This window comes from Peptoniphilus koenoeneniae, assembly GCF_030812875.1.
GTDB classification, from domain to species: Bacteria; Bacillota; Clostridia; order Tissierellales; family Peptoniphilaceae; genus Peptoniphilus_B; species Peptoniphilus_B koenoeneniae.
In genome coordinates this window covers 53,859-79,025 of the sequence record NZ_JAUSTN010000001.1, presented here as the reverse complement: position 1 = coordinate 79,025, position 25,167 = coordinate 53,859, and the positions used below count along the sequence as shown (strand labels likewise).

Annotated in this window: 22 protein-coding genes; all 22 read right to left on the bottom strand. The window is 30.8% G+C overall.

Annotation, left to right across the window (positions count from 1 at the left end; all coding sequences use genetic code 11):
• Positions 1-8: 8 nt before the first annotated feature.
• Positions 9-2,336, bottom strand: a complete 2,328-nt coding sequence (locus J2S72_RS00415) for a DNA translocase FtsK (protein WP_023056363.1) — start codon at positions 2,334-2,336, stop codon at positions 9-11.
• Between the two features lie 54 nt (positions 2,337-2,390).
• Entirely contained in the window at positions 2,391-2,822 is a 432-nt protein-coding gene (dut, locus tag J2S72_RS00410) for a dUTP diphosphatase (RefSeq protein WP_023056401.1), read from the bottom strand.
• A gap of 46 nt (positions 2,823-2,868) precedes the next feature.
• Positions 2,869-4,998, bottom strand: a complete 2,130-nt coding sequence (locus J2S72_RS00405; protein ID WP_023056371.1) for a polyribonucleotide nucleotidyltransferase — start codon at positions 4,996-4,998, stop codon at positions 2,869-2,871.
• Positions 4,999-5,043: 45 nt separating this feature from the next.
• Positions 5,044-5,310, bottom strand: a complete 267-nt coding sequence (rpsO, locus tag J2S72_RS00400; RefSeq protein ID WP_023056423.1) for a 30S ribosomal protein S15 — start codon at positions 5,308-5,310, stop codon at positions 5,044-5,046.
• 97 nt (positions 5,311-5,407) lie between these two features.
• Positions 5,408-6,340 (bottom strand): bifunctional riboflavin kinase/FAD synthetase, encoded by a 933-nt coding sequence (locus J2S72_RS00395; RefSeq protein ID WP_023056349.1) that lies wholly within the window; start codon positions 6,338-6,340, stop codon positions 5,408-5,410.
• Positions 6,337-7,188 carry a tRNA pseudouridine(55) synthase TruB gene (gene truB / locus J2S72_RS00390; RefSeq protein WP_023056413.1) on the bottom strand — a complete coding sequence of 284 codons (852 nt, stop codon included), beginning with the start codon at positions 7,186-7,188 and terminating at the stop codon, positions 6,337-6,339. The genes J2S72_RS00395 and truB overlap by 4 nt, the downstream gene beginning before the upstream one ends.
• Positions 7,173-8,132 (bottom strand): DHH family phosphoesterase, encoded by a 960-nt coding sequence (locus J2S72_RS00385; protein WP_023056360.1) that lies wholly within the window; start codon positions 8,130-8,132, stop codon positions 7,173-7,175. The genes truB and J2S72_RS00385 overlap by 16 nt, the downstream gene beginning before the upstream one ends.
• Positions 8,116-8,472 (bottom strand): 30S ribosome-binding factor RbfA, encoded by a 357-nt coding sequence (gene rbfA / locus J2S72_RS00380; RefSeq protein WP_023056341.1) that lies wholly within the window; start codon positions 8,470-8,472, stop codon positions 8,116-8,118. Before rbfA ends, J2S72_RS00385 begins: the two co-directional genes overlap by 17 nt.
• On the bottom strand, positions 8,469-11,015 hold the full coding sequence (gene infB / locus J2S72_RS00375) for a translation initiation factor IF-2 (protein WP_307494816.1): 2,547 nt from the start codon (positions 11,013-11,015) through the stop codon (positions 8,469-8,471). Before infB ends, rbfA begins: the two co-directional genes overlap by 4 nt.
• A 20-nt stretch (positions 11,016-11,035) precedes the next feature.
• Positions 11,036-11,302 (bottom strand): RNase P modulator RnpM, encoded by a 267-nt coding sequence (gene rnpM, locus J2S72_RS00370; protein ID WP_023056353.1) that lies wholly within the window; start codon positions 11,300-11,302, stop codon positions 11,036-11,038.
• Between the two features lie 6 nt (positions 11,303-11,308).
• Complete coding sequence (nusA, locus tag J2S72_RS00365; protein WP_023056348.1) at positions 11,309-12,490, bottom strand: transcription termination factor NusA; 1,182 nt, start codon at positions 12,488-12,490, stop codon at positions 11,309-11,311.
• Between the two features lie 9 nt (positions 12,491-12,499).
• The gene (gene rimP, locus J2S72_RS00360) at positions 12,500-12,961 is read right to left on the bottom strand and encodes a ribosome maturation factor RimP (RefSeq protein WP_023056405.1); all 462 of its coding nucleotides are present in this window, start codon (positions 12,959-12,961) and stop codon (positions 12,500-12,502) included.
• 128 nt (positions 12,962-13,089) lie between these two features.
• Entirely contained in the window at positions 13,090-17,319 is a 4,230-nt protein-coding gene (locus J2S72_RS00355) for a PolC-type DNA polymerase III (protein ID WP_023056387.1), read from the bottom strand.
• Positions 17,320-17,402: 83 nt separating this feature from the next.
• Positions 17,403-18,458 carry a flavodoxin-dependent (E)-4-hydroxy-3-methylbut-2-enyl-diphosphate synthase gene (gene ispG / locus J2S72_RS00350; RefSeq protein ID WP_023056319.1) on the bottom strand — a complete coding sequence of 352 codons (1,056 nt, stop codon included), beginning with the start codon at positions 18,456-18,458 and terminating at the stop codon, positions 17,403-17,405.
• A gap of 3 nt (positions 18,459-18,461) precedes the next feature.
• Positions 18,462-19,457 (bottom strand): RIP metalloprotease RseP, encoded by a 996-nt coding sequence (gene rseP / locus J2S72_RS00345; protein WP_023056356.1) that lies wholly within the window; start codon positions 19,455-19,457, stop codon positions 18,462-18,464.
• A 10-nt stretch (positions 19,458-19,467) separates the two neighbouring features.
• Positions 19,468-20,256, bottom strand: coding sequence for a phosphatidate cytidylyltransferase (locus J2S72_RS00340; protein ID WP_023056415.1), 789 nt, complete (start codon positions 20,254-20,256; stop codon positions 19,468-19,470).
• Complete coding sequence (gene uppS, locus J2S72_RS00335) at positions 20,257-20,985, bottom strand: undecaprenyl pyrophosphate synthase (protein ID WP_307494815.1); 729 nt, start codon at positions 20,983-20,985, stop codon at positions 20,257-20,259.
• A gap of 34 nt (positions 20,986-21,019) precedes the next feature.
• Positions 21,020-21,577 carry a ribosome recycling factor gene (gene frr, locus J2S72_RS00330; RefSeq protein WP_023054830.1) on the bottom strand — a complete coding sequence of 186 codons (558 nt, stop codon included), beginning with the start codon at positions 21,575-21,577 and terminating at the stop codon, positions 21,020-21,022.
• Between the two features lie 9 nt (positions 21,578-21,586).
• Positions 21,587-22,294, bottom strand: coding sequence for a UMP kinase (gene pyrH, locus J2S72_RS00325; RefSeq protein ID WP_023054824.1), 708 nt, complete (start codon positions 22,292-22,294; stop codon positions 21,587-21,589).
• A gap of 10 nt (positions 22,295-22,304) precedes the next feature.
• Positions 22,305-22,952, bottom strand: coding sequence for a translation elongation factor Ts (gene tsf, locus J2S72_RS00320; protein ID WP_023054832.1), 648 nt, complete (start codon positions 22,950-22,952; stop codon positions 22,305-22,307).
• A gap of 60 nt (positions 22,953-23,012) precedes the next feature.
• Positions 23,013-23,831, bottom strand: coding sequence for a 30S ribosomal protein S2 (gene rpsB, locus J2S72_RS00315; protein ID WP_023054837.1), 819 nt, complete (start codon positions 23,829-23,831; stop codon positions 23,013-23,015).
• 226 nt (positions 23,832-24,057) lie between these two features.
• Positions 24,058-25,161: a peptidylprolyl isomerase gene (locus J2S72_RS00310; RefSeq protein ID WP_503128799.1), complete on the bottom strand. Its 1,104-nt coding sequence runs from the start codon at positions 25,159-25,161 to the stop codon at positions 24,058-24,060.
• Between the last annotated feature and the right edge of the window lie 6 nt (positions 25,162-25,167).

Here is a 25,167-nt window from a genome sequence, read left to right as displayed (position 1 = left end):
TCTCCCAACTATTTTTCATATTTTTTTAAAAATTCTTCTATTTCCTCATTAGTCATAATTATTGTCCTTGGTTTTGAACCTTCATGAGGGCCTATTATTCCGCTTTCTTCCATTTGATCTACTATTCTTGCCGCTCTTGAATATCCTACTTTAAGTTTTCTTTGTAAAAATGATATTGATGCCTGTTCATCTGTTAAAACATAATTTACGGCGCTTAAAAATAATGGATCTCTATCTTTTTCTATCTCTTTTTTCTTTTGTATCTCTTCTATAACTTTATTTCTGTCTTCTTCTAATTCCTCTGAATTAACCCTAACGAAATCTATTACACGTTCAACTTCTTCATCTGATATAAAAGCACCTTGAATTCTCTTTGGTTTGGAATAAAATCCTGGATAGAATAACATATCACCTTTTCCTAAAAGTTTTTCAGCACCGCCCATATCAAGTATGGTTCTTGAATCAACTGATGAGGAAACTGAAAAAGCTATTCTTGATGGGATATTTGCCTTTATTGTTCCTGTAATTACGTCAACAGATGGTCTTTGGGTTGCTATTATTAAATATATGCCTGCTGCCCTTGCCATTTGTGCAAGCCTTGCAATATAATCTTCAACTTCGCTTGAAGCTACCATCATAAGGTCAGCTAATTCATCTACAATTACAACAATTTTTGGTAAAGCTTCTCCATCATTTGCAAGCATTTTTTTATTATAGCCTTGAATATCACGAACTGCATTTTCAGCAAAAGCTTTGTATCTTTTTTCCATTTCGTCAACCGCCCAATTTAAAGCATAAGCAGCTTTTTTAGGATTTGTTACTACAGGTATTAAAAGATGTGGTATTCCATTGTATATTGAAAGTTCTACAACTTTTGGGTCAATTAATACAAGTCTTACATCTTTAGGTGAAGATTTATAGATTATACTTGTTATAATTCCATTTATACAAACAGATTTACCGCTTCCGGTGGCTCCTGCAATAAGCAAATGTGGCATTTTATCTATCGATGAGATAATATTTTTGCCAGAAACATCTTTACCTAAGGTTAAAGGTAATTGACTTTCTAAATTTTTAAATTCATTAGAATCAATCATCTCTCTTAAAGTAACTGAAGCTTTCTTTTTGTTTGGAACTTCTATTCCCACAACGGATTTACCCGGTATAGGTGCCTCTATTCTTATATCGGAGCTTGCTAAACTAAGAGCTAAATTATCACTTAAAGAAACAATTTTGCTAAGCCTTACTCCTGGAGAAGGTTCCAATTCATAACAAGTTATAGTCGGTCCCTTGTTAATAGCTGTAATTTTTGATTCAATCCCAAAATTTGCCATTGTTTCTTCAATAATTTTTTTATTTTTCAAAATTTCATCGTTGTTTTCTCTATTTTTATCTGAGGAAAAGTTCAAAAGTTCTAAAGGAGGAAATACATATTCTTTTTCTTCTTCTATTAATTCAAAATCCGCCTCATCATCAATAGAATCTTCATCTAATTGATTTTCCTTAGCCTTATTATCTTTAAAAATATCTTTATTTACAGGATCTTCGCTAATTTTTTCTATTTTATCAATTTTATTGTTTTCTAAATTGGAAATTTTTTCTGGATTGTTATTACTGTCATTAAAGTCATTTATTTTAACTTCCGTAAAATCTTCAAGGATAACATTACTTTCCTTATCTTTTAAATCAACTTTATTTTTTTCATAAGACTTTTCATTTTTTACTTTTTTAGCTTCTTTTTTTACTAAATTATGCTCTCTTTGAATTTTTAATTTTGTAACAAAATTTTGAAATTTATTTGAAATAAAATTAAAAGTTTTCTTAATATGAGACAAATTAAAAGAAAAAGTCCAAAATAAAGTTCCAAGTATAATTAAACTTGTCAAAACATAAGATCCAAGTGTACCAAATAGTTTATACATAAAAAAGCCAAAAGTCGCTCCGATTATTCCACCGCCTTTTCCAACAGTAGCATATTCAGAAGAAAGATTTATTCTCTCAATTAAAGTTAAATTTTGACCTTTATTTACATCAAATAAAATAAGCACGCATATTAAAAGAATAAGTGATGAAAAAATATATTTTTTTGCATTTTCTTTTAAATTTTCTATTACTAAAGTGAATCCGACAAAAATAATAAGCAAGGACAAAATAAAGTTTGCTCCTCCGCTAAAATAAGAAAAAGCCTTGTAAAGCAAATCCCCTATAATGCCCATTTTATCTGAAAAAATACTTATAAATGAAATTAAACCAAGCAGAATTAAAATAATTCCTATTAACTCTGAACTTGGTAAATTATTAGTCTTTTTAGTCTTTCTTTTGCGTGTTTTATTCATCTTCCACCTCTTGTTAAATTATAACATACTTTGTAAGATAAACAAATGTTTGTATTATACTCCTGTATGCCCGAACCCCCCTTGAGAACGGTCTGTAGAGGATAGTTCATCAACGAGTTCTATTTGAGCTCTTTCATATTTTATAAATACAAGTTGAGCTATTCTATCTCCATTTTCAATTACTATGTCTTCTTTCCCAAGATTAATTAAAATAACTTTTAATTCTCCCCTATAATCTGAATCAATTGTTCCTATTCCGTTAGGCAGTGAAAGACCTTTTTTTAAAGCAAGCCCTGAACGAGCTCTAACTTGACCTTCATACCCTTCAGGTATTTCAAGAAAAATCCCCGTTGGAACCAATACCCTATCTAAAGGTTTAATAATAAGACTCTCATCTAAATTTGCACGAAGATCCATGCCGCTTGAGCCCTTAGTTTCATATTTTGGAAGCTCATTTTTACTTTTGTTTATAATTTTAACTTTCATTTTTCCTCCATAAAAAAAGCATGAACTTGGTTCATGCCTATTTTAATTATTCTTGTTCCGATTCTTTTTCTTTTGATTTATCATCTTTCTTTTTATCAGGTTTTGGTAACAAAGCCTTTCTGGAAAGAGAGATTTTTCCATCATCATCAATATCTATAACTTTAACAATTACTTTGTCATTTACCTTGAATAAATCTTCAACTTTTTCAGTTCTTTCATGTTGCATTTCTGAAATGTGAAGTAAGCCTTCAGTTCCTTTTTTAAGTTCCACAAAGGCACCAAACTTCATAATTTTTTTAATTTTACCGTTATAAATATCCCCTATTTCAACTTCTTTAACTATTCCTTCGATTATATCAATTGCTTCCTGAGCTTTTTCATGATCATTTGAAATTACGCTGATTTTACCATCATCATCAATATCAATTTTAACTCCGGTTTGTTCAATAATTTTATTTATAACCTTTCCGCCTGCACCAATAACTTCACCTATTTTGTCAGGATCAATAGTCATTGTATAAATAATAGGTGCATATGGAGATAAGTGATCTCTTGGCTTATCAATAGCAGATTTTATAGTTTCAAGAATTGTTAGTCTTGCTTTTTTAGCTCTTCCAAGAGCATCTTCAAGAATTTCTTTTCTTATACCTTCAACCTTTATATCCATTTGTAGTGCAGTTATACCTTCACTTGTTCCAGCAACTTTAAAGTCCATGTCTCCAAAGTGATCTTCTAAACCTTGAATATCAGTTAAGATTTTTGTAATTCCATTTTCTTCAATTAGTCCCATAGCAATTCCTGCAACAGGAGCTTTAATAGGAACACCTGCATCCATTAGAGAAAGAGTTGAACCACAAACACTTGCTTGTGAAGATGAACCATTAGAGCTTAAAACTTCAGATACAACTCTTATAGCATAAGGAAATTCTTCTTCTGAAGGTAAAACCGGTATAAGAGCTCTTTCAGCCAAGGCTCCATGACCAATTTCACGTCTTCCAGGTCCTCTCATAGGTTTTGTGTCCCCTACTGAATATGGAGGAAAATTATAATGGTGAATATATCTCTTAGGTGTATCGTCCCCTAAACCATCAATAACTTGAACTTCAGATAAACCCGCCAAAGTTGTTAAAGATAACACTTGAGTTTGTCCTCTTTTAAAAAGTCCTGAACCATGGGTTCTTTTTAAAAGTCCAACTTCCGCTGAAAGTTCTCTTATTTCATCAAGAGCCCTTCCATCAGGACGCTTTTCTTCTTCAATTATTTGACGTCTTACTTCTGCTACTTCTATTCCTTCCATTATTGATTCAATATCTTTTGAAAATTCTTCCATTTCAGCTTCAAAGTGTTGTCTTATATCTTCCTTAGCTGCTTCAGTTTTTTCTATTCTTAATAATTTATCTTTTTCATTTATTGCATCAATAATTAAATTTCTGCCATATGCAGTAACTTTTTCCTTCAACTCTTCATTTGGAATAAAGACTTCGTAATCCATCTTTTCTTTTCCAACTTCTTCAGTGATTTCAGAAACGAACTTACATATTTTCTTAATTTCTTCATGTCCAGCCAAAATTGCTCCAAGCATTTCTTCTTCACTTACAATATCAGATCCTGCTTCAACCATCATGATTGCAGTTTCTGTTCCTGATAAAGAAAGAGAAATTTTTGATTTATTTCTTTCTTCTTCATTTGGATTTATAATATATTTTCCGTCTATCATTCCAACAAAAACAGATCCAGTTGGACCGTCAAATGGAATATCCGATATGGAAAGGGCAATACTTGAACCAACCATAGCAACAATATCAGGCTGGCAATCTTGATCTACAGAAAGTGCAGTTGCAACTATTTGTACATCATTTCTAAAGCCTTCCGGAAATAAGGGCCTAATAGGTCTGTCAATAAGTCTTGCAGTCAATATAGCCTTTTCGCTTGGTTTTCCTTCTCTTTTAATAAAACCTCCCGGCATTTTTCCCACTGCATACATTTTTTCTTCATAATCAACACTTAAAGGAAAAAAATCAATTCCTTCCCTTGGTAATTTTGAAGAAGTTGCAGTTACAAGAATAGCAGTATCGCCATATTCCACAAGACAGGCTCCATTTGCTTGTTCTGCAAATTTTCCTATTGTTACCTTCATTGTTCTTCCGGCAATTTCCGCTTTGAAAATTTGTTCCATACATCCTCCTTTTTTATAAAAAAGAGCGGGCTTTAACCCCGCTCGTTAACCTCTAATATCTAATTTTTCAACTAAAGTACGATATCTTTCAATGTCTTTATCTTTTAGATATCTAAGAAGATTTCTTCTCTTACCTACCATTTTTAGAAGTCCCCTTCTTGAATGATGGTCTTTCTTATGTTCTTTTAAATGTTCATTTAATTCATTAATTCTCTTAGTAAGAATAGCTATTTGTACTTCAGGAGAACCTGTATCTCCTTCATGAGTTTTATAACTTTCAATAATTTCTAATTTTTCTTCTTTGTTTAACATTTTATTCCTCCATTAATTTAATCTGCCTTTATCAAAGTAAGCGCCGAGGAACGTCAAACCTTGACAAGGTACATATTTAGTTTATCATATTAAGCTTCTATTTGTCTATTGTTTTTCTATTTCTAATTATATCTACGTCTTTTTTTATTTGTTCAAAAAGTTCTTCAACATTATCAAATATAAGCATATCTCTCAATCTTTTAATAAAATCAACCCGTATAACTTTTCCGTAAATATCTTGGTTAAAATCTAAAATATTTGCTTCTATTTTTACCCCTTCATTTTTAAATGTGGGGTTATTTCCAACACTTGTTGCTGCCTTATATCTTTTATTGTCTATAATTACATCTGTATCATAAACTCCATACTTGGGAAGTATATATTGCTTTTTGGGAATTATATTTGCAGTTGGAAATCCCATTTTCTTTCCTAAGTTTTTTCCATGACTTACTTTGCCTATTATTGCAAATGGCCTACCTAAAAGGTCTCCTGCTTCTTCTACAGAACCATTTTCAACAAGACTTCTTATAAGGGTGGAAGATACTATTTTCCCATTTTTCTTATAAGCTTCAATGATATCAAGACTTATATTTTTTTCATGAGCAAAACTTTTTAAACTTTCTAAATCTCCCTTTGCTTTATATCCAAACCTGTAATCATAACCAACTACAATACCCATAACTTTAAGATTTTTATACAAAAAGTCATTAAGAAAAACTAGAGGATCAAGTTTCATAAAAGCTTCATCAAATTCAATTTCGTATATTAGATCAATTCCCAAACTTTGTAAAATTTCATATTTATAAGGGTTTGATGTTAGTAATTTTTTATTTGAATTTTCACCATTAATGGTTTTTTCAGTATTTTCTTTAAAAATTAAAATACTTGCCTTAATATTTTTTTCTTTTGCCCTTTTAATTGCTTGTTTTATTAATTTTTGATGTCCTGTGTGAACTCCGTCAAAATTTCCAAGAGCAATTATAGAATTTTCTTCAGCTTTAAAATTCATGTCTATTTTTAAAATTTTCATATTAATATTCTAATTTTTAACCTTCCGTCAATAAAATTTCCAATTCCTATAAATTGGTTTTTACAGTATATCCTTTTCATAGAAGAATCTGCATTTTCATCATAATATTTAATGCCATTTAAGAGTTTATCATAAAAAGAATCTTTTATATTATATTTAGGCAAATAATATAAAGCTTCTTCCATAGAATAAAGCTTTGAATTTATTTCTTCAAGACTTAAATTTTTTAGCTCTTCTAAAGTTATAGCTTCATTGATGGTAAATCTTCCTACCCTGGTCCTGACTAAGCTTGTCATTACACAAAAAGAATTAAGACTTATTCCTATGTCATGAACTAAGGTCCTAATATAAGTGCCACTTGAACATGAAACTTTAAGTTTTAAATTTTTTTCATCAATAAGTTCCAAGTTATAAATTTCAACTTGTCTTTTAGGCCTTTCAATAACTTGACCTTTTCTTGCCAAATTATATAGTTTTTGACCATTGATTTTAATTGCCGAAAACATTGGAGGAGTCTGCAATATTTTCCCTTGAAATTCTTTTAAAACTTTTTTTATTTCCTCTATCCTTGGAATATTTTGAGTTTTATTTAAAATTTTCCCCGTTGAATCCTGGGTATCAGTTTCATATCCAAATTCTAAGCCTGCAATATATTCTTTAGAATCATTTGAGATATAGCTTGCAACTTTAGTTGCTTTATTAATACACATAGGAAGAACACCCTCAGCCATTGGATCAAGGGTGCCTGTATGTCCTATTTTTTTTATTTTAAGTTTGTTTCGTAAATGATATACAACGTCATGGGACGTCATTCCCTTGCTTTTGTTTATAACTAAAATTCCAAGCATTTAAATTCCTCATCTATTACTTTTATAACTTCTTTTTCAGCCTCTATGATTGGAAATCTAATTGTTCCTCCTGCAGCTCTTATATGTCCACCGCCTTCAAAGTGTCCTACTATTTTTGTGCAATCTATATATTTTTTTGAACGAGTTGAAATCCTTGTGTCTTTTCCCTTTTCTTTTAAAAGCACAGCCAATTCGACCCCTTCTATATCTCTTACAAATTCGACAATTCCATCAGCATCTGATTTTTTTGCTCCAGTATTTAACATATCTTCATCAGTTACCTTAACAATGGCAGCTTTTCCGTTTTGTAAATACAAAATATTTTTTACACTTAAAACTAAAAGTGATGTCTTTTCAACACTTCTTGATTGAAATAAATTTATAGTTATTTGGTTTAAATCTATTCCTAAACTTAAAAGCTTTCCAGCTACTTCAAAGGTCCTTTCTCTTACGGAATCATACTTAAAACTTCCTGTATCCGAAGATATGGCTGTAAATAGGCAAGTTGCCGTATCAATATCCAAACTTCCCATTTGAGATAATAATTCATATAAAATTTCCCCTGTTGCAGGTGCTTTAGGGTCCACTATATTTAAATCTGCAAAATTTGTATTTGTCCTATGATGATCAATATTTACAGTTTTTTTAGCACTTTTAAATATTTTTTTAGCACTTTCTCCTATTCTGTCTTCATCTCCACAGTCAAGAGTTATAAATAGATCTGGTTTAATTTTAATTTCATCTGATTTTTTCAAAAATTTTATATTTGGTAAAAATTTTAAATTTTCTGGTAAAATATCATCTTCTATTGCGTAAACTTCTTTTTTATCTTTAAAAAAAGAATACATACCTAATAGAGAACCCAGATTGTCACCATCAGGATTTAAATGAGAAGCGAGGACTACAGTCCTCGCCTCACTAATAAACTTATTGAACTTGTCCATGGTTTACCTCTTTTATAAGTTCTTCCATTTTCATGTTTATATCAAGGGATTCATCGTTTATAAAAATTAAATCAGGCATTGCACGAAGTTTAAGACTTTTGGAAATTTCTTTTTTTATAAATCCCTTTGCCGAATTTAAACCTTCAATTGCATCTTCTTTAATTTTTTCATCACCCATTATTTGAACATAAACTTTTGCATAAGACAAATCTCTTGTAACTTCAGTATGGGAAATACTTATAATTTCAGGTATCCTTGGATCTTTTATTTTATTTTGCACTATATCTGAAATGACTCTTCTCATTTCTTCAGAAATCTGACTTAATCTTCTATTGTTCATTTTCTTTCTACTTCCTTCATAATGAAAGCTTCAAAAGAATCTTCTTCTTTAATATCGTTAAATCCGTCAAGAACCATTCCGCCTTCAAAACCGGTTTGAAGTTCTTTAACGTCATCTTTAAATCTTTTTAAGGAAGAAATTCCGCCTTCAAATATTACTTTATCATCTCTTAAAACTCTTATTGTAGAATTTCTTGTAATCTTTCCGGATAAAACATAAACTCCTGCAACAATATTGTTATTTGGAAGTTTAAAGGTTTGTCTTACTTGACACCTTCCTTGTACTTCTTCAACAAATTCAGGTTCAAGCATTCCTTTTGCAGCTGCTTCAATATCATTTATAATATCGTAAATAACTCTATAAGTTCTTACATCAACTTCTTCAGCTTTTGCAAGTTCAATTGCATTAATATTAGGTCTTACGTTAAAGCCTATTACAATAGCATTTGATGCTGATGCAAGAGTTATATCGGATTCATTAATTCCTCCAACTCCTGAGTGAACTATTGAAATTTTTACTTCGTCATTTGAAATTTTAAGAAGAGATTGACACAAAGCTTCAACTGAGCCCTTTACATCTCCCTTGACAATTAAATCAAGTTCCTTCATCTCTCCTTCTTTAATTTTATCAAACAAGTTTTCAAGAGAAACTTTATTAGCGTTATTTAATTTATTTTCCCTTAAAATTTCTTTATTTTTATCTGCAATTGTCTTGGCAGTCTTATCGTCTTTCACTGCATAAATAAGATCTCCTGCATTAGGCACATCAGATAAACCTAAAATCACAGCTGGCATGCTTGGGCCTGCTTTTTTTATCCTTTTACCCTTGTCATCATTCATTGCTCTTATTCTGCCGCTAGCAATACCTGAAACAACAAAGTCATTTGCCTTTAAAGTACCTTTTTGTACAAGAACAGTTGCCATAGGTCCCTTACCCTTATCAAGTTTTGCCTCGATTATTGTTCCTATTGCCATTCTGTTAGGATTTGCTTTTAATTCTCCCATTTCAGCTACAAGTAAAATCATTTCAAGTAAATCGTCAATTCCTTCTTTTGTTCGAGCTGAAACAGGAACCATAATTGTATCTCCGCCCCAATCTTCAGCAATAAGGTTTTGCTCACTTAACTCTTGTTTTACCCTGTCTATATTTGCACTTTCCTTGTCAATTTTATTAATAGCTACAATTATAGGAACGTGGGCTGATCTGGCATGGGAAATAGCTTCAATTGTTTGAGGCATAACTCCATCATCAGCTGCTACTACGAGGATAGCCACATCTGTAATTTGTGCTCCTCTTAAACGCATAGCGGTAAATGCTTCGTGGCCCGGTGTATCTAAAAATGTTATTTTCTTTCCCTTAGATGTAACTGTATGAGCACCTATGTGTTGTGTAATCCCACCTGCTTCAGTTGAAGTTACATGTGACTCTTTTATAGCATCAAGTATTGAAGTCTTACCATGGTCAACGTGACCCATTACAGTTACAACAGGAGGTCTTGCCTTCAAAGATTTTTCAGGATCTTCAAAATCAAGTTCAAAACTTTCTTCAATTGATTCTTCAACTCCAGGAGCTGAAATCTCAATTTCGATTCCTAAATCATCAGCTAAAAGTTCGCAAACATCAGAATCTATTGACTCATTTTGACTTGCCATAATTCCCAAGCCTATAAGTTTTGTAATAATAGTTGAAACACTTACATCCAGTGCCTTGGCAAAATCTTTTACCATAAGAGGTGCTTGAACTTGGATTACAACATTTTCCTCAACTTCAACTTCTTTTTTTAATTGTTTTTTTACTTTTTTCTTAGGAGCTTTCTTTGATAAATCTCTTTGCTTATACTCTTCTTGAAGCTCAAATCTATCAACTTTATTATTTTTATAATTTTTATTTTTGGAGCTTTTTTTCTTTGAGTATTCTTGTTTTTTTGCATCTTTTTCAGTTAAAACCTCGCTCATTTTATTAAACGAACGACTTTTAACCTTTCTATCTTGCTTGTAGTCTCCATTTTCTCTATTTGAATCTTTAAAAGACCTCTCTTTAGTTTTGAAGTTATGATTTTTTTCTCTATTTTGGTCTTTATTATTGTCATTTCTTTTATTATTAAATTTATTTTCAGAATAATCTGCTTTATTATTTCTATCTTTTTTAAAGTTTTTTTGACTTGTATTTTTATTGTTTCTGCCGCTATCTATATTGTCTTTTCTATCTTTAGTGTCCCTATTATTAAATCTATTCTTGTTGGGATCAAATCTTTTTTTAGGTTCTCTTGAACTCTTCTGATCTTTAGCTTCTATAGTATTACCCTCTGTCTTTTTATTAAAATTTTGCTTTTTGTTAGTTTTATTTTCCTTAACCTTATTATTTGTAGGTGAGTTTTTTTGATTTTTTTTATTATAAGAATCTCTAATTTTTTTTTCTTCTGCATCAGTTAAGGTTGAAAAATGATTTTTGACTTCTATATTTAAATTGTTAAGTTTTTCTAAAAGTTCTTTACTGCTAACCCCAATTTCTTTAGCAAGAGCATGTACTCTAATGTTTGCCATACAACACCTCCCTGGTGCTTTTACTTACTTATGGAATTCTTCAAGTCTTCATATTGCTCATTTTTTATTTCCATCTCAAAAGCTCTATTAAGTGCTCTTGTTTTTATAGCCCCATTAAGACATTCCAAATTATCACAAATATAAGCACCTCTACCATTTGCTTTTCCCGTTCTATCTACAAAAACCTCATTTTCTTTAGTCTTCACTACTCTTATTAAATCTTTTTTAGGTTTTTGCTGTCCGCATCCTATGCACTTACGCATAGGAATCTTTCTTTCTTTTTTCATATAAGACTATTCTCCTTGAAAGTCTGACAATTCATCATTTGATTCTTCATTTTCTTCAACTTCATTGCCCTTTCTCATTTCATAATCTTCTTCGCTTTCATATCCCAGTTTTTCATATAAGTCATCTTCTGTCATATTATTTTCTTCAAGATATTCTTCAAACTGTGATTCACTTTTAATATCAATTTTCCAATTTGTAAGTTTTGCAGCAAGTCTTGCATTTTGTCCTTCTTTTCCTATAGCAAGAGAAAGTTGATAATCCGGCACAACTACTAAAGCTGATTTTTCTTTATCGTCAACAAATACTTTCTCTACACTTGAAGGGCTTAATGAATTTGCAATAAAATGATCAATTTCTTTTTCCCATATTACTATGTCTATTTTTTCATCATGTAAGTCATCAACAATAGCCTTTACCCTTTGACCTTTATATCCAACACAAGCACCTAAAGCATCAACTTCTTCATTTTTAGAAAAAACTGCAATTTTTGTTCTTGAGCCTGCTTCTCTTGCTATTGAATAAATTTCAACAATACCGTCATGAATTTCTGGAACTTCTATTTCAAAAAGCCTTTTTATTAAATTTGGATGAGATCTGGAAAGTATTATTTGAGGTCCTTTGCTTGTTTTTTTAACTTCAAGCAAAAGCATTTTATACCTGTTTCCGTGAGAGTAATCTTCTCCCTTTATCTGTTCTCCTGGAGGCAATATTCCCTCAGTGTTTCCAAGTTCAACATAAACATATCCCTTAGATGATCTTTGGATAAGACCTGTTATTAATTCATTTTCCCTATCTAAAAATTCATCATAGATAATATCTCTTTCTGCATCCTTAATTTTTTGAATTACAACTTGCTTTGCTGTTTGAGCTGCGATTCTTCCAAAATCTTTAGGGTTTATCGTTTCCTTATAAATATCCCCAAGTTCATATCTGTGATTTATTTTTTTTGCATCATCTATTGAAATTTGAAGAAGTTCGTCTTCTACTTCTTCAACAACTTCTCTGTTTGCAAATACATCTATATGACCATCTTCTCTATTTATCTTTACTTCTACATTTTGGTTTGTTCCGAAATTTTTTTTGTAACTTGTAAGCAAAGCAGATTCAAGTGCATCAAATATGATGTCTTTTTTAACTCCTTTTTCATTTTCAAGTTGATTTAATGCCAATATAAATTCTTCGTTCATAATTCCTCTCTAAAAAACTATTTTCTGTTCCATGTGTGAAATTGATTTAATGGGTAATTTTATAATGTTTCCATCGTTTTCTAAATATACGAATTCCCCATCATAATCCTTTAGACTTCCTTCATAAATTTTTTTACCATCTAAAGGAGCGTACAATTTTGCTTCAACTAAATTATCTAAATTTCTTCTATAATCATCCCTGGTTTTAATTGGTCTATCAAGACCGGGAGAAGAAATCTCAAGATAGTAGGGCTTATTTATTAAGTCCAGATCTTCTATTTCTTTGTCTATCTTTCTTGTCATGTTACTGCAGTCTTCTAAATCAATCCCTTCTTTTTTATAAATATAAATTGAAAGTAAATCATGTTTAGAGCCGACCTTGTATTCAATATCAACTATTTCATAACCAAGTTCTCTTGCAGCATTTTCTGCCATAGGCCATATTTTTTCTTTTAAGATTTTTTTGTCCATATGCCCTCCTATCAAAAAACAAAGAGTGGGATGGCCCACTCTTAGGATGTTTATTATCGTTCATAATAAATTATAACATAAATATGAAATTTAACAAGTTTTTGCCTCTTAGGCTTATGAAATGGTGATTATAAAAAATTAAATATTGAAATTTGATTTGTAGTATCCATATTATCAAAGCAGCCTTGATTTTTTAGCATTTCAACAATTGATTTTGTGGCCTTAGTCTTTTCAATAAAGTCCTCTACTGAAATATATTTATAATTTTCACTAGATTTAACAATTTCATTTGCAATGTTTTCTCCAAGCCCTGGCAAAGACATTAAAGGGACCCTTATATTATTTCCTTCAATTTTAAATTTTTTGGCATCTGATTTATAAATATCAACTCCCAAGAAATTATAACCTCTTGAAATCATTTCAAGAGCAAGTTCCAAAACCGTTTTTTGGTCCTTGTCCTTTTGTGTAGGCTTAGGATCGTTGGATATTTCTTGAATTCTTTCCTTTATAGATTTTTGCCCTGCTAAAATGTATTCTAAAGAAAAATCCGATAATTTATTAGTAAAATAAGTTGTATAAAAAGCCAAGGGGTAATTTAATTTATACCAGGCAACTCTAAAAGATAACATAACATAAGCAACCGCATGGGCCTTAGGAAACATATACTTAATTTTTAAACAAGCATCGATATACCAATCAGGAAGAGGAAGTTTTTTCATTATTTCCATTTGCTCTTCTGTCAGTCCCTTTCCCTTACGAACTTTTTCCATAGTAAAAAATGCCATTTTATTTTCTGCTCCCGCTTGAATTAAATAAATCATAATATCCTCACGAGTTGAAATAACTTGACTTAGCTCTGCTCTTTTTTCGTCCACTAATATTTCTGCATTATTTGTCCACACGTCAGTTCCATGGGACAGTCCAGAAATTCTTACAAGCTCTGAAAAAGTTTTTGGTTTTGTTTTTATGAGCATGCGCTTTACAAAATCCGTTCCAAATTCAGGTATGCCTAAGGTTCCCGTAGGAGTTGAACAAATTTTTTCATCTATTCCCAAGCCTTCAGTTGAAGAAAACAACTTCATTGTCCTTTCATCATTAAGCTCAATAGTTGAAGAGTTAACTTTTGTTAAATCTTCAAGCATTTTAATAATAGTTGGGCCATCATGACCTAATATATCAAGTTTTAAAATTTTTCCATGGAGAAAATTATAGTCAAAATGTGTTGTTATAACATTTGTGCTAGCCTTGTCTGCAGGATGCTGAATTGGTGAAAAATCAAAAATATCACTTGTCTTTGGAACAATCATAACTCCGCCGGGATGCTGACCTGTGGTTCTTTTTATTCCTACAATTGAACCAGCAAGCCTATCTTTTTCCGCTTGTCTTATCATCTTATTTTCATAAAAATCATTTATATAACCGTAGGCTGTTTTTTCTGCAATTGTTCCTATTGTTCCTGCCCTAAAAACATACCCCTCTCCAAATAATTCTTCTGTGTATTTATGAGCTACTGGTTGATACTCACCGGCAAAGTTAAGGTCTATATCAGGCTCCTTATCTCCTTCAAAACCTAAAAAAACTTCAAAGGGAATATTATGGCCATCTCTTCTCATTTCTTCTCCACAAAGAGGGCAATTTTTCACCGGTAAATCTATCCCGGACCCAACTGATTTTTCATCTACAAATTCTGAATGTTTACACTTAGGACACACATAATGAGGCGGAAGAGGATTTACTTCTGTAATCCCTGCCATTGTAGCTGCAAAGGACGAACCAACCGATCCCCTTGATCCTACAAGGTAACCATCTTTATTTGACTTTGTTACAAGTTTTTGAGCAATGATATATAAAACTGCATATCCGTTCCCGATTATTGAACTAAGTTCCTTTTCCAATCTTTCTTCAACAATTTTTGGTAAATTATCTCCATAGATTTCGTGAGCTTTTTTATAAGTCATTTCTCTTAAATCATGTTCAGAGCCCTCTATATATGGTGGAAATTTTCCATCAGGAAGAGGTTTTATTTCTTGGCACATGTTTGCTATTTCTATGGTGTTATCTATAACTATTTTTTCTTTTTCCTCACCCAAGTAATTAAATTCCTCCATCATCTCATCGCTTGTTCTAAAATATAGCTTTTGAGGAATTTTTTCTTCTTCCCTGGTTGGACCTTGTTTGCCATTTAAAACAATTCTTCTGATTAAGTCTTCATGTTGATCTAAATAATAAGAATCGCTGTCTGCAACCACAATTTTATTTAATTTTTTACCTATTCGGACAATTTCTTTATTTATATTTATTAAATCATCCTTTGTAAGTTTATCCTGAACAATGTAGTTAATATTGTTATCTATAGGTTGAATTTCCAAGTAATCATAAAATTCTGCTATTTTTAAAATTTCTTCTTGCGGCTTTTTAAAATAAATTGCCTGCCATAAATCAGATTCTGAATTTCCGCTACCGTATAAAAGTCCTTGCCTCATAGATTTAAGAAGAGATTTTGGAATTTTCGCTTCTTTGGAAAAGTAGTTTAAATGAGATTGACTTACAAGTTTATATAAATTTTTAAGTCCTACTTTATCTTTAATAAGAATTGTCATTGATGTAGGAAATAAAACTCCTTTTTTTATATCTTTAAATAATAGATTTATTTCCTCAAAACTTTTAGGATTTCCTGCAAGACTTAATAATTTTATAAACACATGAGCTGTTGCTTCAGCATCATTTACGGCCCTGTGCGCCCCTATAAGGCTAACTCCGAGGACTTTTGATATCGCAGATAGATTAAATCTTTTTTGGCCTTTTAAAAGCGCTCTTGAAAGAAATAAGGTATCTAAAACAGGATAATCAAAATTTAAATTTTTATCATTCATCTCTCTTCTTATAAAAGAAATATCAAATTGAGCATTATGAGCTACTAAAGTTGATCCTTCAATAAAATTTTTAAAATCATAAATTACCTTATCTATTGTGGGCTCATCAGCAAGCATAGCATTACTAAGGCCTGTTAAATTTTGAACCGTCAAAGGAATCTCTCTTTCAGGGTTTATTAGCTGAGAAAATCTGTCAACAATTTCTCCATCTACAACTTTTACAGCTCCTATTTCAGTTATCTTATCCCTATAAGGCGAAAGACCTGTAGTTTCAATGTCAAAGACAACATAAGAATTGTTAAAATCATGATTTTCGTAATAATCAACTATATTTCCTTCATCTTCTATCATTCTTCCATCTAATCCATATAAAATTTTTATATTGTTTTTTTCTGCAAACTCGCTTGCTTCTGGAAAGGCCTGAACGTCTGTTAAATCTGTTATGGCAATGGCAGGATGACCCCATTCTTGAGCTTTTTTTGCAAATTTTGAAAATTCCGTTACTCCGCTCATAGTGGTCATTTTTGAATGAAGTCTTAGTTCAACACGTTTTTTATTATATTTATCTTCCTTTTCAATCTTTTCAAGCTTTTTTATATAATTTACCATTATTACATCAGTTTTTGAAAAGCTATCAAAAGTAAATTTACCACAAACTTCCACATAATCATTTACTTTAAAACTATTAAAAAATGATTGAGCTTTTTTATTTGAAATAAATACTTTACATTCAATGGAATTGGAATAATCCGTAAGATAAATCATTGCTAAAATTTTTCCACTTTTTGTTTCCTTACTGTCTAATTTGAAAATATAACCTTTTATTTTTACATTTGTAAATTCAGATGACAAATCATTAATTGAAACTTCTTCACCAGATGTTTTTTTGCCGTAAGTATTTATTATTTCCTTATCAGTTTTTTTAAATGATAGATTTTGGTTTGCTGCTTGTACACTTTTGCAAGCCTCTTTTTCCATATTTTCCAATTCTTTATAATAATCATTTAATAAGTCTTCAGCTTCTTTAAATTCTTCATTAAAAGTTAATTGAAATTTATAATTATCTTTTAAAACTTCATCATTAAGCCTTTTTAAAGCATCATTATTTAAGATAGCTTTATAAGTAATTTTATCCGGAGCCTCTAAATTTATTGTTTTTAAATCTTCATCAATTTTCAAATCTTCTTTTTTTAACCAACTTTGAATTGATGGGCAATTCTTAATTAAAAATGAAAATACCTTATCTTCAATTTCTTTTATTTCTTTTACTTCAAAATAAACATTTACTAGTATTTCTTTTAAGTAATCTTTTAAGGCTTCCCTTATTTCATTTTTTATTTTCTCATCCAATTCATAGCCTGTAAAAAAAACAAGGTTTAAATCCATTTTTTCTTCATTAAATTTAATTGATCCTAACTTTATTTCTTCAGCATCTATATTTAATTTTAAATTTAATTTATTTAAAATATTTTTTAAATTAACCACAGTTTCTCCTTATTCTAAATTTTCATAAAAAAATACAGCGTCTTTATCTATATTATATCAAAAGACACTGCATATATTTTATTTCAATTTAATTTTTCTATTTCTTCTAAAAGGGCTTCTAATAATTTATTTTCATCAACTGTTCTTACAATTTGACCTTTTTTAAAAATTACTCCCTTTCCATTTCCTCCGGCAATTCCTAAATCTGCTTCTCTTGCCTCTCCCGGTCCATTTACTCTGCAACCCATTAAGGCAACTTTTATATTTTTATTTATTTTGCCAAAATTTTTTTCAGCTTCATTTACAAGAGAAATTAAATCTATTTTAGTTCTTCCACAAGTTGGGCAAGAAATTATTTCTATTCCGTCTCTTCTAAGATCTAAAGATTTTAAAATTTCTTTTGCAAGATAAACTTCTTCTATAGGATCTGAGGTTAACGAAACACGAATTGTGTCCCCTATTCCTTCTGCAAGTAAAGTTCCTATGCCAATTGCAGATTTTATCGACCCTGTCTTGGGTGGTCCCGCCTCTGTTACTCCTAAATGTAGCGGAGTATCAATAAGTTTTGAAAATTTTCTGTAAGAATCAATCATAAGTTTTACATTTGATGCTTTTAAAGAAACTTTTATATCTTTAAAACCCAAACTTTCCAATTCATTAACTTCTTCAAGGGCACTGTAACAAATTGAATTTTCATTAACTCCTTTAAAGTCGTCTAAAAATTTTTGTTTTATAGAACCTGAATTTACTCCTACTCTTATAGAAATTCCTTTATCCTTACAGGATTCAACAACTTCTTTTACCTTCCACTTTTCTCCTATATTACCTGGATTTATTCTCATTCCGTCAATTCCAAATTTCGCCGCTAAAAGAGCAAGTTTATAGTCATATTGAATATCCGCTATTGTTGGAATGTGTATTTTTTCTTTTATTTTAGGTATTGCTTGAGCATCTTCAAGGTCATTAATTGCAAATCTTATTATGTCACAACCTGCCTCTTCAAGTTCAAGTATTTGTTTTACAGTTTCTTCTACATTTTTAGTATCTGTATTTGTCATTGATTGAATTGATATAGGGCTTTTATTTCCAATCGGAACATTGCCTACGTGAATCAATCTCGTCTTTTTTCTTTCAAACATTTTTTACCTTCTTAAATCTACAAATACTGTAATAAAAATCATAAGACCGATTAAAAATACAAAACCTGCTAAATTTATAAAAGTTTCAAATTTTTCATTTACCGGTTTTTTTCTTATGGCTTCTACAAGTAATAAAACAAACTTTCCTCCGTCAAGAGCCGGTATTGGAAGCAAATTTATAACTCCTAAGTTTGCACTTATAAGTCCCGTTATAAATAAAAGGGATATAATACCTTGTTTAGTGCTTTTTCCTATAGTTTTTATAACTCCAATGGGTCCTGATAAATTATTAAGTCCAGCTTTTCCTGTAATTAACATAGCAAGTGCCTTGAAAACACCCTCAACCACTTGAAAAGTAGTTTTAAAACCTGCAGAAATAGAAGTTAATAAACTTCTTTTAATAATTGGCGTAAAACCTATTAACTTTCTTCCTTCTTTGTCTTTAAAAGTATTAACTTTAAATTCTTTATCTATACCATCACTAAGGACTTTAACTTCCACCTGATCATTTTTTGAATCATTTATAGCGTCGATTATCTCCGCAAAAGTTTTCGTTTCTTTGTTGTCTATGCTTACAATCCTATCTCCCGGCATAATTCCTGCAGATTTTGCAGGCATATTATCCATAAGACTTGCAACTTGCGTGGTTTGAACTCCTAAAAATAAACTTGTTATTGTAAAAATTACAATAGCTAAGACAAAATTCATAAAAGCACCTGCAACTACAACTATCATTCTCTTATAAACAGGGGCACTTCCAAAAGATCTGGAATCTTGGCTATGGGAATCTTCGCCTTCCATTGCACAATATCCTCCCATAGGAATCGCTCTTAAAGTGTATAAAGTTTCTCCTTTTTTCTTTTGAAATATTTTGGGACCCATGCCCACTGCAAACTCGTTAACTTTTATGTCGGAAGCTTTTGCCGCCATAAAATGTCCTCCTTCATGCAGTAATACAACCAAAAGAAAAACTATTATTGAACCTAATATCGTTGCCATGTTTCCTCCTTTATTTTACAATTGAAAAAAGAATATGAACCATAAAAATAACAACTAATATGCTGTCAAATCTGTCCAATACTCCTCCGTGACCTGGAAATATTTTTCCATAGTCCTTTATTTTGCAGTCTCTTTTTATTTTAGAGGCAATTAAATCACCAATTTGAGATACTATTGAAGCAAGTATTAAAAATAAAATCATGTAAACATTAAAACTTATTCCCAAAAAGGTAAGTAGGGCTAATGAAGATAAAAGGCTTCCCAAGAGTCCTCCTATAGCCCCTTCCACACTCTTATTTGGACTTACTCTTTCAATTAATTTATGTCTGCCCATAGTAACACCTACAATATAGGCAAAAGTGTCCGTTGCAAAGGCAATTACAAAGACTAAATAAATATAATAAGTTCCTTCCAAATCATTTATTAAATTAAAAATAAATGGAAGGTAAAAAAAAGAAAAAATTGAATATATGGCATCTTGACTTGTATTTTTTTCCCTAAAAACAAATATAAATGCAATTATAAGGGATAAAAATATAGATGCTGAATAATTCAAGTTTATTTCTTTAAAATACATATCTGAAATTCTAAGTAAAAACAATAAAATTGTAGGTAAAATTATGCTTGGCATTATTAAATTTATGCCAATATTTTTAAAGGCGTTTTTAAGTTCAAAAACACCTATTATTGATAAAATAAAAATAGCACTTCTTAAGATTATTCCTCCTCTTGTTAAGACAAAATATAAGGCTATAATCCCAAATACTGCTGTTAATGTCCTTTTAGAAAGTTGCGACAACTAAAGTCCTCCATATCTGCGATTTCTGTTTTGATATTCAACTATAGCTTCATAAAATTTTTCTTTTGTAAAGTCCGGCCACAAAATATCTGTAAAATAAAATTCAGCATAAGCAAGTTGATATAACATAAAATTAGAAATTCTTTTTTCTCCACCTGGCCTTATTAGTAGGTCGATAGGTGCCTGATCATTGGTGTATAAATATTTTTCAAATAATCTTTCTTCAATACTTGAAACAGAAATTTTGTCCCTTAAAACATCTTGAGAAATGTTTTTACAGGCATTTATTATTTCCATATGAGATCCATAATTCAAGGCAATATTTAATATCATTTTATCATTTTGCTCAGTTTCCTTCAATGCACGTTCTATTTCTTTTTGAACAGGAATTGGAAAAGCTTTATAATCTCCACAAAGATTAATTCTAACTCCATTTTTAACAATCCTGTCTAATTGGCTTTTTATATATTTTATAAGTAAATCTTCTAAAGCATTTATCTCATCTTCAGGTCTTTTCCAATTTTCAGTTGAAAAAGCATATAAACTTAAACTTTTGACATTTATATTGTAAGCCGCTTCAACAATATCTATAACTCTTTTTGCCCCTTCCCTATGGCCCATAGGTCTTGGCATAAATCTTTTTTTTGCCCATCTTCCGTTTCCATCCATTATTATGCCTATATGTTTAGGAACTTTTAAAAGGTCGATTTTTTCTAAATTTGAAGTCATAAAACCTCCTAAAAAAAGGCCTTTCGGCCTTTAATTATATCTCCATAAGTTCATTTTCTTTAAGCTTAGCTATTTCATCAATTTCTTCAATATATTTGTCTGTTAAATCTTGAATTTGCTTTTCGTAATCTCTCAAATCATCTTCTGAAATTTCTTTATTTTTTTCAAGTTTTTTAACTTCGTCTACAGCCAATCTTCTAATATTTCTTACAGCTATTTTAGAATCTTCGCCATTCTTTTTAACAACCCTAACAAGGTCTTTTCTTCTTTCTTCCGTAAGTTGGGGTATAACAAGTCTTATGATTTTACCATCATTTGAAGGATTTAATCCAAGATCTGATTTTAAAATTTCTTTTTCAATTAAAGGTATCATTTTTGCTTCCCAAGGTTGAATAGCAAGAAGTCTTGCTTCCGGTGCGGAAATTCCCGCCACCTGATTAAGCGGTGTTTGTTGTCCGTAATAATCTACGGTTATCTTATCAAGAATCGAAGGATTAGCACGGCCTGCTCTTATATTTTTTAAATCTTCTCTAAAAACTTCTATAGTTCTTTTCATTTTATTTTCAGTGTCGCGTTTAATATCAGAAAACATAACATCCTCCTATTTTACTTTAGTTCCAATGTCTTTGCCCATTACCACATCCAACATATTAGATGGAGTGTCTATGCCAAACACAATTAAAGGTATATCATTGTCCATGCAAAGAGATGTTGCAGTTGCATCCATGATTTTAAGTTCTTTATTCAATATCTCTTTATAGTCTAAGTCTGTATATTTAACAGCTTCATGATTAATCTTAGGATCTGAATCATATATTCCATCAACACCTTTTTTAGCAAGCAAAATAACATCTGCATTTATTTCTGCAGCCCTTAATGCCGCTGTGGTATCTGTTGAAAAATATGGGTTTCCTATACCAGCTGAAAATATTACTATTCTGCCTTTTTCAAGATGACGAATGGCTCTTCTTCTTATATAAGGTTCAGCAACTTCTTTCATTTCTATTGCTGTTTGAACCCTTGTATCAACTTCAAGACTTTCAAGAGCATCTTGAAGAGCAAGAGCATTCATAACGGTACCAAGCATACCCATATAGTCTGAGGTTGCCCTATCCATTGTGGAGGCACTTCTACCTCGCCAAAAGTTTCCTCCACCAACTACTATACCTATTTCAACATTCAAATCATGAATTTTTACGACTTCTTTTGCAATAACTTTTATGGTTTCAGGGTCTATTCCTATACCCCTCTCACCTGCCATAGCTTCGCCGCTTAATTTAAGAATTATTCTTTTATACTTAGGAGACAAGAAACTCACCTCAGTTTCCCATTTGTTTTGCTACTTCTTCAGCGAAATTTTCTTCTCTTTTTTCTAAGCCTTCTCCAACTTCATATCTTACAAATCTTCTGATTTTTATATTTTCACCAATCTTTGCAACAAGATTTGAAAGAAGATCTTTTACCTTTACATCAGGATCCTTAATAAATTTTTGGTCTAATAGACAAATTTCTTCATAGAATTTTTCAAGTCTACCTTCAACCATTTTTTCAATAATTTTTTCAGGTTTTCCTTCGTTAAGAGCTTGTTCCTTTAAAACGGTTTTTTCATGTTCTAATTCTTCTTGAGGAACTTCTTCTCTTGAAACATATTTAGGATTTTGAGCTGCAACTTGCATAGCCATGTCTTTAACAAAAGCTTTAAACTCTTCATTTTTAGAAACAAAATCGGTTTCAGAGTTAACTTCAATTAAAACTCCAATTCTTCCACCGTGGATATAAGATGCAACAATTCCTTCAGATGCAATTCTTGAAGATTTTTTAGCTGCCTTTGCAAGACCTTTTTCTCTTAAAAAGTCAATTGCTTTTTCCATATCTCCTTCAGTTTCTTGAAGGGCTTTTTTACAGTCCATCATTCCCGCTTGAGTAATTTCTCTAAGCTCTTTGATCATTTGTGCAGTAATATTCATTTTTACCTCCTGTTACTTTAAAAAAAGAGTTCAAAGCAAGGCTTTAGAACTCTCTTTTAATTATTCTTCTTCGTTTGAAGTTTCTTCTATAGTTTCTTCTGAAATTTCTTCTATAGCTTCTTCTGAATCTTCTTCAAATATTTCCATTTCTTCCATAGAATCTTCAGAATCTTCATCATTCAAATCAGTTATTTGAGTCCCTTGTTTTCCTTCCAAAACTGCATTTGCAATTGTTTCGGTAATAAGTTTTACCGCTCTTATTGCATCATCGTTGCCCGGAATTGGAAAATCAATTTCATCAGGGTCACAGTTTGTGTCAATAATTCCTACAACCGGGATTCCAAGGATATGTGCTTCTTTAACAGCAATATTTTCTTTTTTAGGATCAACTACAAAAACACAATCAGGTAGTTTATTCATATCCTTTATTCCGCCAAGAAACTTTTCAAGTCTGTCTCTTTCGTGTTTAAGCTTTATAACTTCTTTCTTTGGAAGTAAGTCAAAAGTTCCATCTTCTTCCATTAAATTAAGAGCATGTAATCTTTCAACTCTTCTTTTAATAGTTTTAAAGTTAGTTAAAAGACCTCCCAACCATCTTTGGTTGATAAAAGGCATTTCGCACTTATTAGCTTCTTTTTCAATAGCATCTTGAGCTTGTTTTTTTGTTCCTACAAATAGAACAACTCCGCCATCGGCAGTAAGATTTTTAACAAACTCATAAGCTTCTTCGATTTTCTTTACAGTTTTTTGAAGATCTATTATATAGATTCCATTTCTTTCTGTAAAAATAAATCTTCCCATTTTAGGGTTCCATCTTCTTGTTTGATGACCGAAATGAACTCCGGCTTCAAGAAGAGCTTTCATTGATATAACTGACATTTTGCACCTCCGTTTTTATTTCCTCCATCTTCATCACCCGATTTATAAACCATATAGGCAACGTAAAATCGTCAAAAGATGTGTGTCATTTCATACCTAAGCTATTTTACCATAGGTGTTAATCTTTATCAACTATTTAAATTTTCAAAAATGATATTAATTTAAGAAGTAAATAATTTAAAAAAAATAAATCAGCCGACTCTCAGCTGATTTATAAAAACTATTTTTATTTATTGTTTTTTTTGTTTTCGTTCTTATTTTGGTTTTGTGTGTTTTTATTTGAAGAATTATTTTTTTTGTCATCTTTTTTAGTTTGTTCTTCATTTTCTTTTTTAGGAACTACAACCTTGTACTCTTCTTTTAATTCATAGTCTTTTTTAGGATCTATATATTTTTTAACTTTTGCTTTCTTTTCAAGATCGTTTAGATATTTTGTGAATTTTTCATCAGTTAATTTTTTAGATATTTGGTCTTTAACTTTATCAAATTCAAGATTATTGAAGCTGTTAAGTTTTATTATATGATATCCGTAGGTTGTCTTTACTGGTGAAGAAATTTCTCCTACTTTTAAACTTTTTACAGCCTTTTCAAAATCTGGATCCATTACTCCATTTGAAAAATCTCCAAGCTCTCCACCATTGTCTTTTGAACCTGGATCAGTAGACTTTTCTTTTGCAAGTTTTGCAAAATCTGTGCCTTCATCAAGTTGCTTTTTAATTTCTTTTGCTTCTTTTTCATCAGCAACTAAAATATGAGCTGCATTTGCTGTAAAGTATTCATCCTTGTGAGCATCATATTCTTTCTTAACATCTTCATCTGTTGCTTTTAAATCTTCAAGCATTTTTTTTGTATATTCAGATAAAAATTCTTTTGTTTCCAAATAATTCTTAAAGAATTCTTCAGTTAAGCCTTGTTTCTTTAATGCTTCTTTAAATTTATCTTGACCGCCTTCTTGTTTATACAAAGCATTCAGTTGTTCTTCAACATTTTTAATGTCAGCTTTAATACCCTTTGCTTCCCCGTCTTGCTTTACAATTTCCATTTGAACTAAATTATTTAAAACATATTGTCTTATTCCTTGGTCAACTGTTCCTTTTCCGTTGCCCATATCTTCTTTTAAATAATCTTCTCCATATTGTAAAACAATTGAATTTCTTTGGGCTGCATATTCCATATCAAATTTATCTGTTGTAATGTCAACTCCATTTACAGTGGCAGCCACTCCTTGAGGAGCTTTTTCTCCACAAGCTGTGAGCATAGATGTAAGTGTAATTCCTATTGCGCATACTTTAATTATTTTTTTAATATTCATATAAACTTCCTCTCTTATTATTAG

Coding starts and splice junctions, on each gene's coding strand:
- J2S72_RS00395 (WP_023056349.1), bottom strand. CDS start 6,340: ATGAAAATTTTAAAAATAGACATGAATTTTAAAGCTGAAGAAAATTCT.
- tsf (WP_023054832.1), bottom strand. CDS start 22,952: ATGAATATTACTGCACAAATGATCAAAGAGCTTAGAGAAATTACTCAA.
- J2S72_RS00415 (WP_023056363.1), bottom strand. CDS start 2,336: ATGAATAAAACACGCAAAAGAAAGACTAAAAAGACTAATAATTTACCA.
- rbfA (WP_023056341.1), bottom strand. CDS start 8,472: ATGAACAATAGAAGATTAAGTCAGATTTCTGAAGAAATGAGAAGAGTC.
- J2S72_RS00405 (WP_023056371.1), bottom strand. CDS start 4,998: ATGGAACAAATTTTCAAAGCGGAAATTGCCGGAAGAACAATGAAGGTA.
- dut (WP_023056401.1), bottom strand. CDS start 2,822: ATGAAAGTTAAAATTATAAACAAAAGTAAAAATGAGCTTCCAAAATAT.
- ispG (WP_023056319.1), bottom strand. CDS start 18,458: ATGTTTGAAAGAAAAAAGACGAGATTGATTCACGTAGGCAATGTTCCG.
- uppS (WP_307494815.1), bottom strand. CDS start 20,985: ATGACTTCAAATTTAGAAAAAATCGACCTTTTAAAAGTTCCTAAACAT.
- rpsO (WP_023056423.1), bottom strand. CDS start 5,310: ATGTTAAACAAAGAAGAAAAATTAGAAATTATTGAAAGTTATAAAACT.
- rseP (WP_023056356.1), bottom strand. CDS start 19,457: ATGGCAACGATATTAGGTTCAATAATAGTTTTTCTTTTGGTTGTATTA.
- rnpM (WP_023056353.1), bottom strand. CDS start 11,302: ATGAAAAAAGAAAGAAAGATTCCTATGCGTAAGTGCATAGGATGCGGA.
- J2S72_RS00385 (WP_023056360.1), bottom strand. CDS start 8,132: ATGGACAAGTTCAATAAGTTTATTAGTGAGGCGAGGACTGTAGTCCTC.
- nusA (WP_023056348.1), bottom strand. CDS start 12,490: ATGAACGAAGAATTTATATTGGCATTAAATCAACTTGAAAATGAAAAA.
- truB (WP_023056413.1), bottom strand. CDS start 7,188: ATGCTTGGAATTTTAGTTATAAACAAAAGCAAGGGAATGACGTCCCAT.
- frr (WP_023054830.1), bottom strand. CDS start 21,577: ATGTTTTCTGATATTAAACGCGACACTGAAAATAAAATGAAAAGAACT.
- rpsB (WP_023054837.1), bottom strand. CDS start 23,831: ATGTCAGTTATATCAATGAAAGCTCTTCTTGAAGCCGGAGTTCATTTC.
- infB (WP_307494816.1), bottom strand. CDS start 11,015: ATGGCAAACATTAGAGTACATGCTCTTGCTAAAGAAATTGGGGTTAGC.
- rimP (WP_023056405.1), bottom strand. CDS start 12,961: ATGGACAAAAAAATCTTAAAAGAAAAAATATGGCCTATGGCAGAAAAT.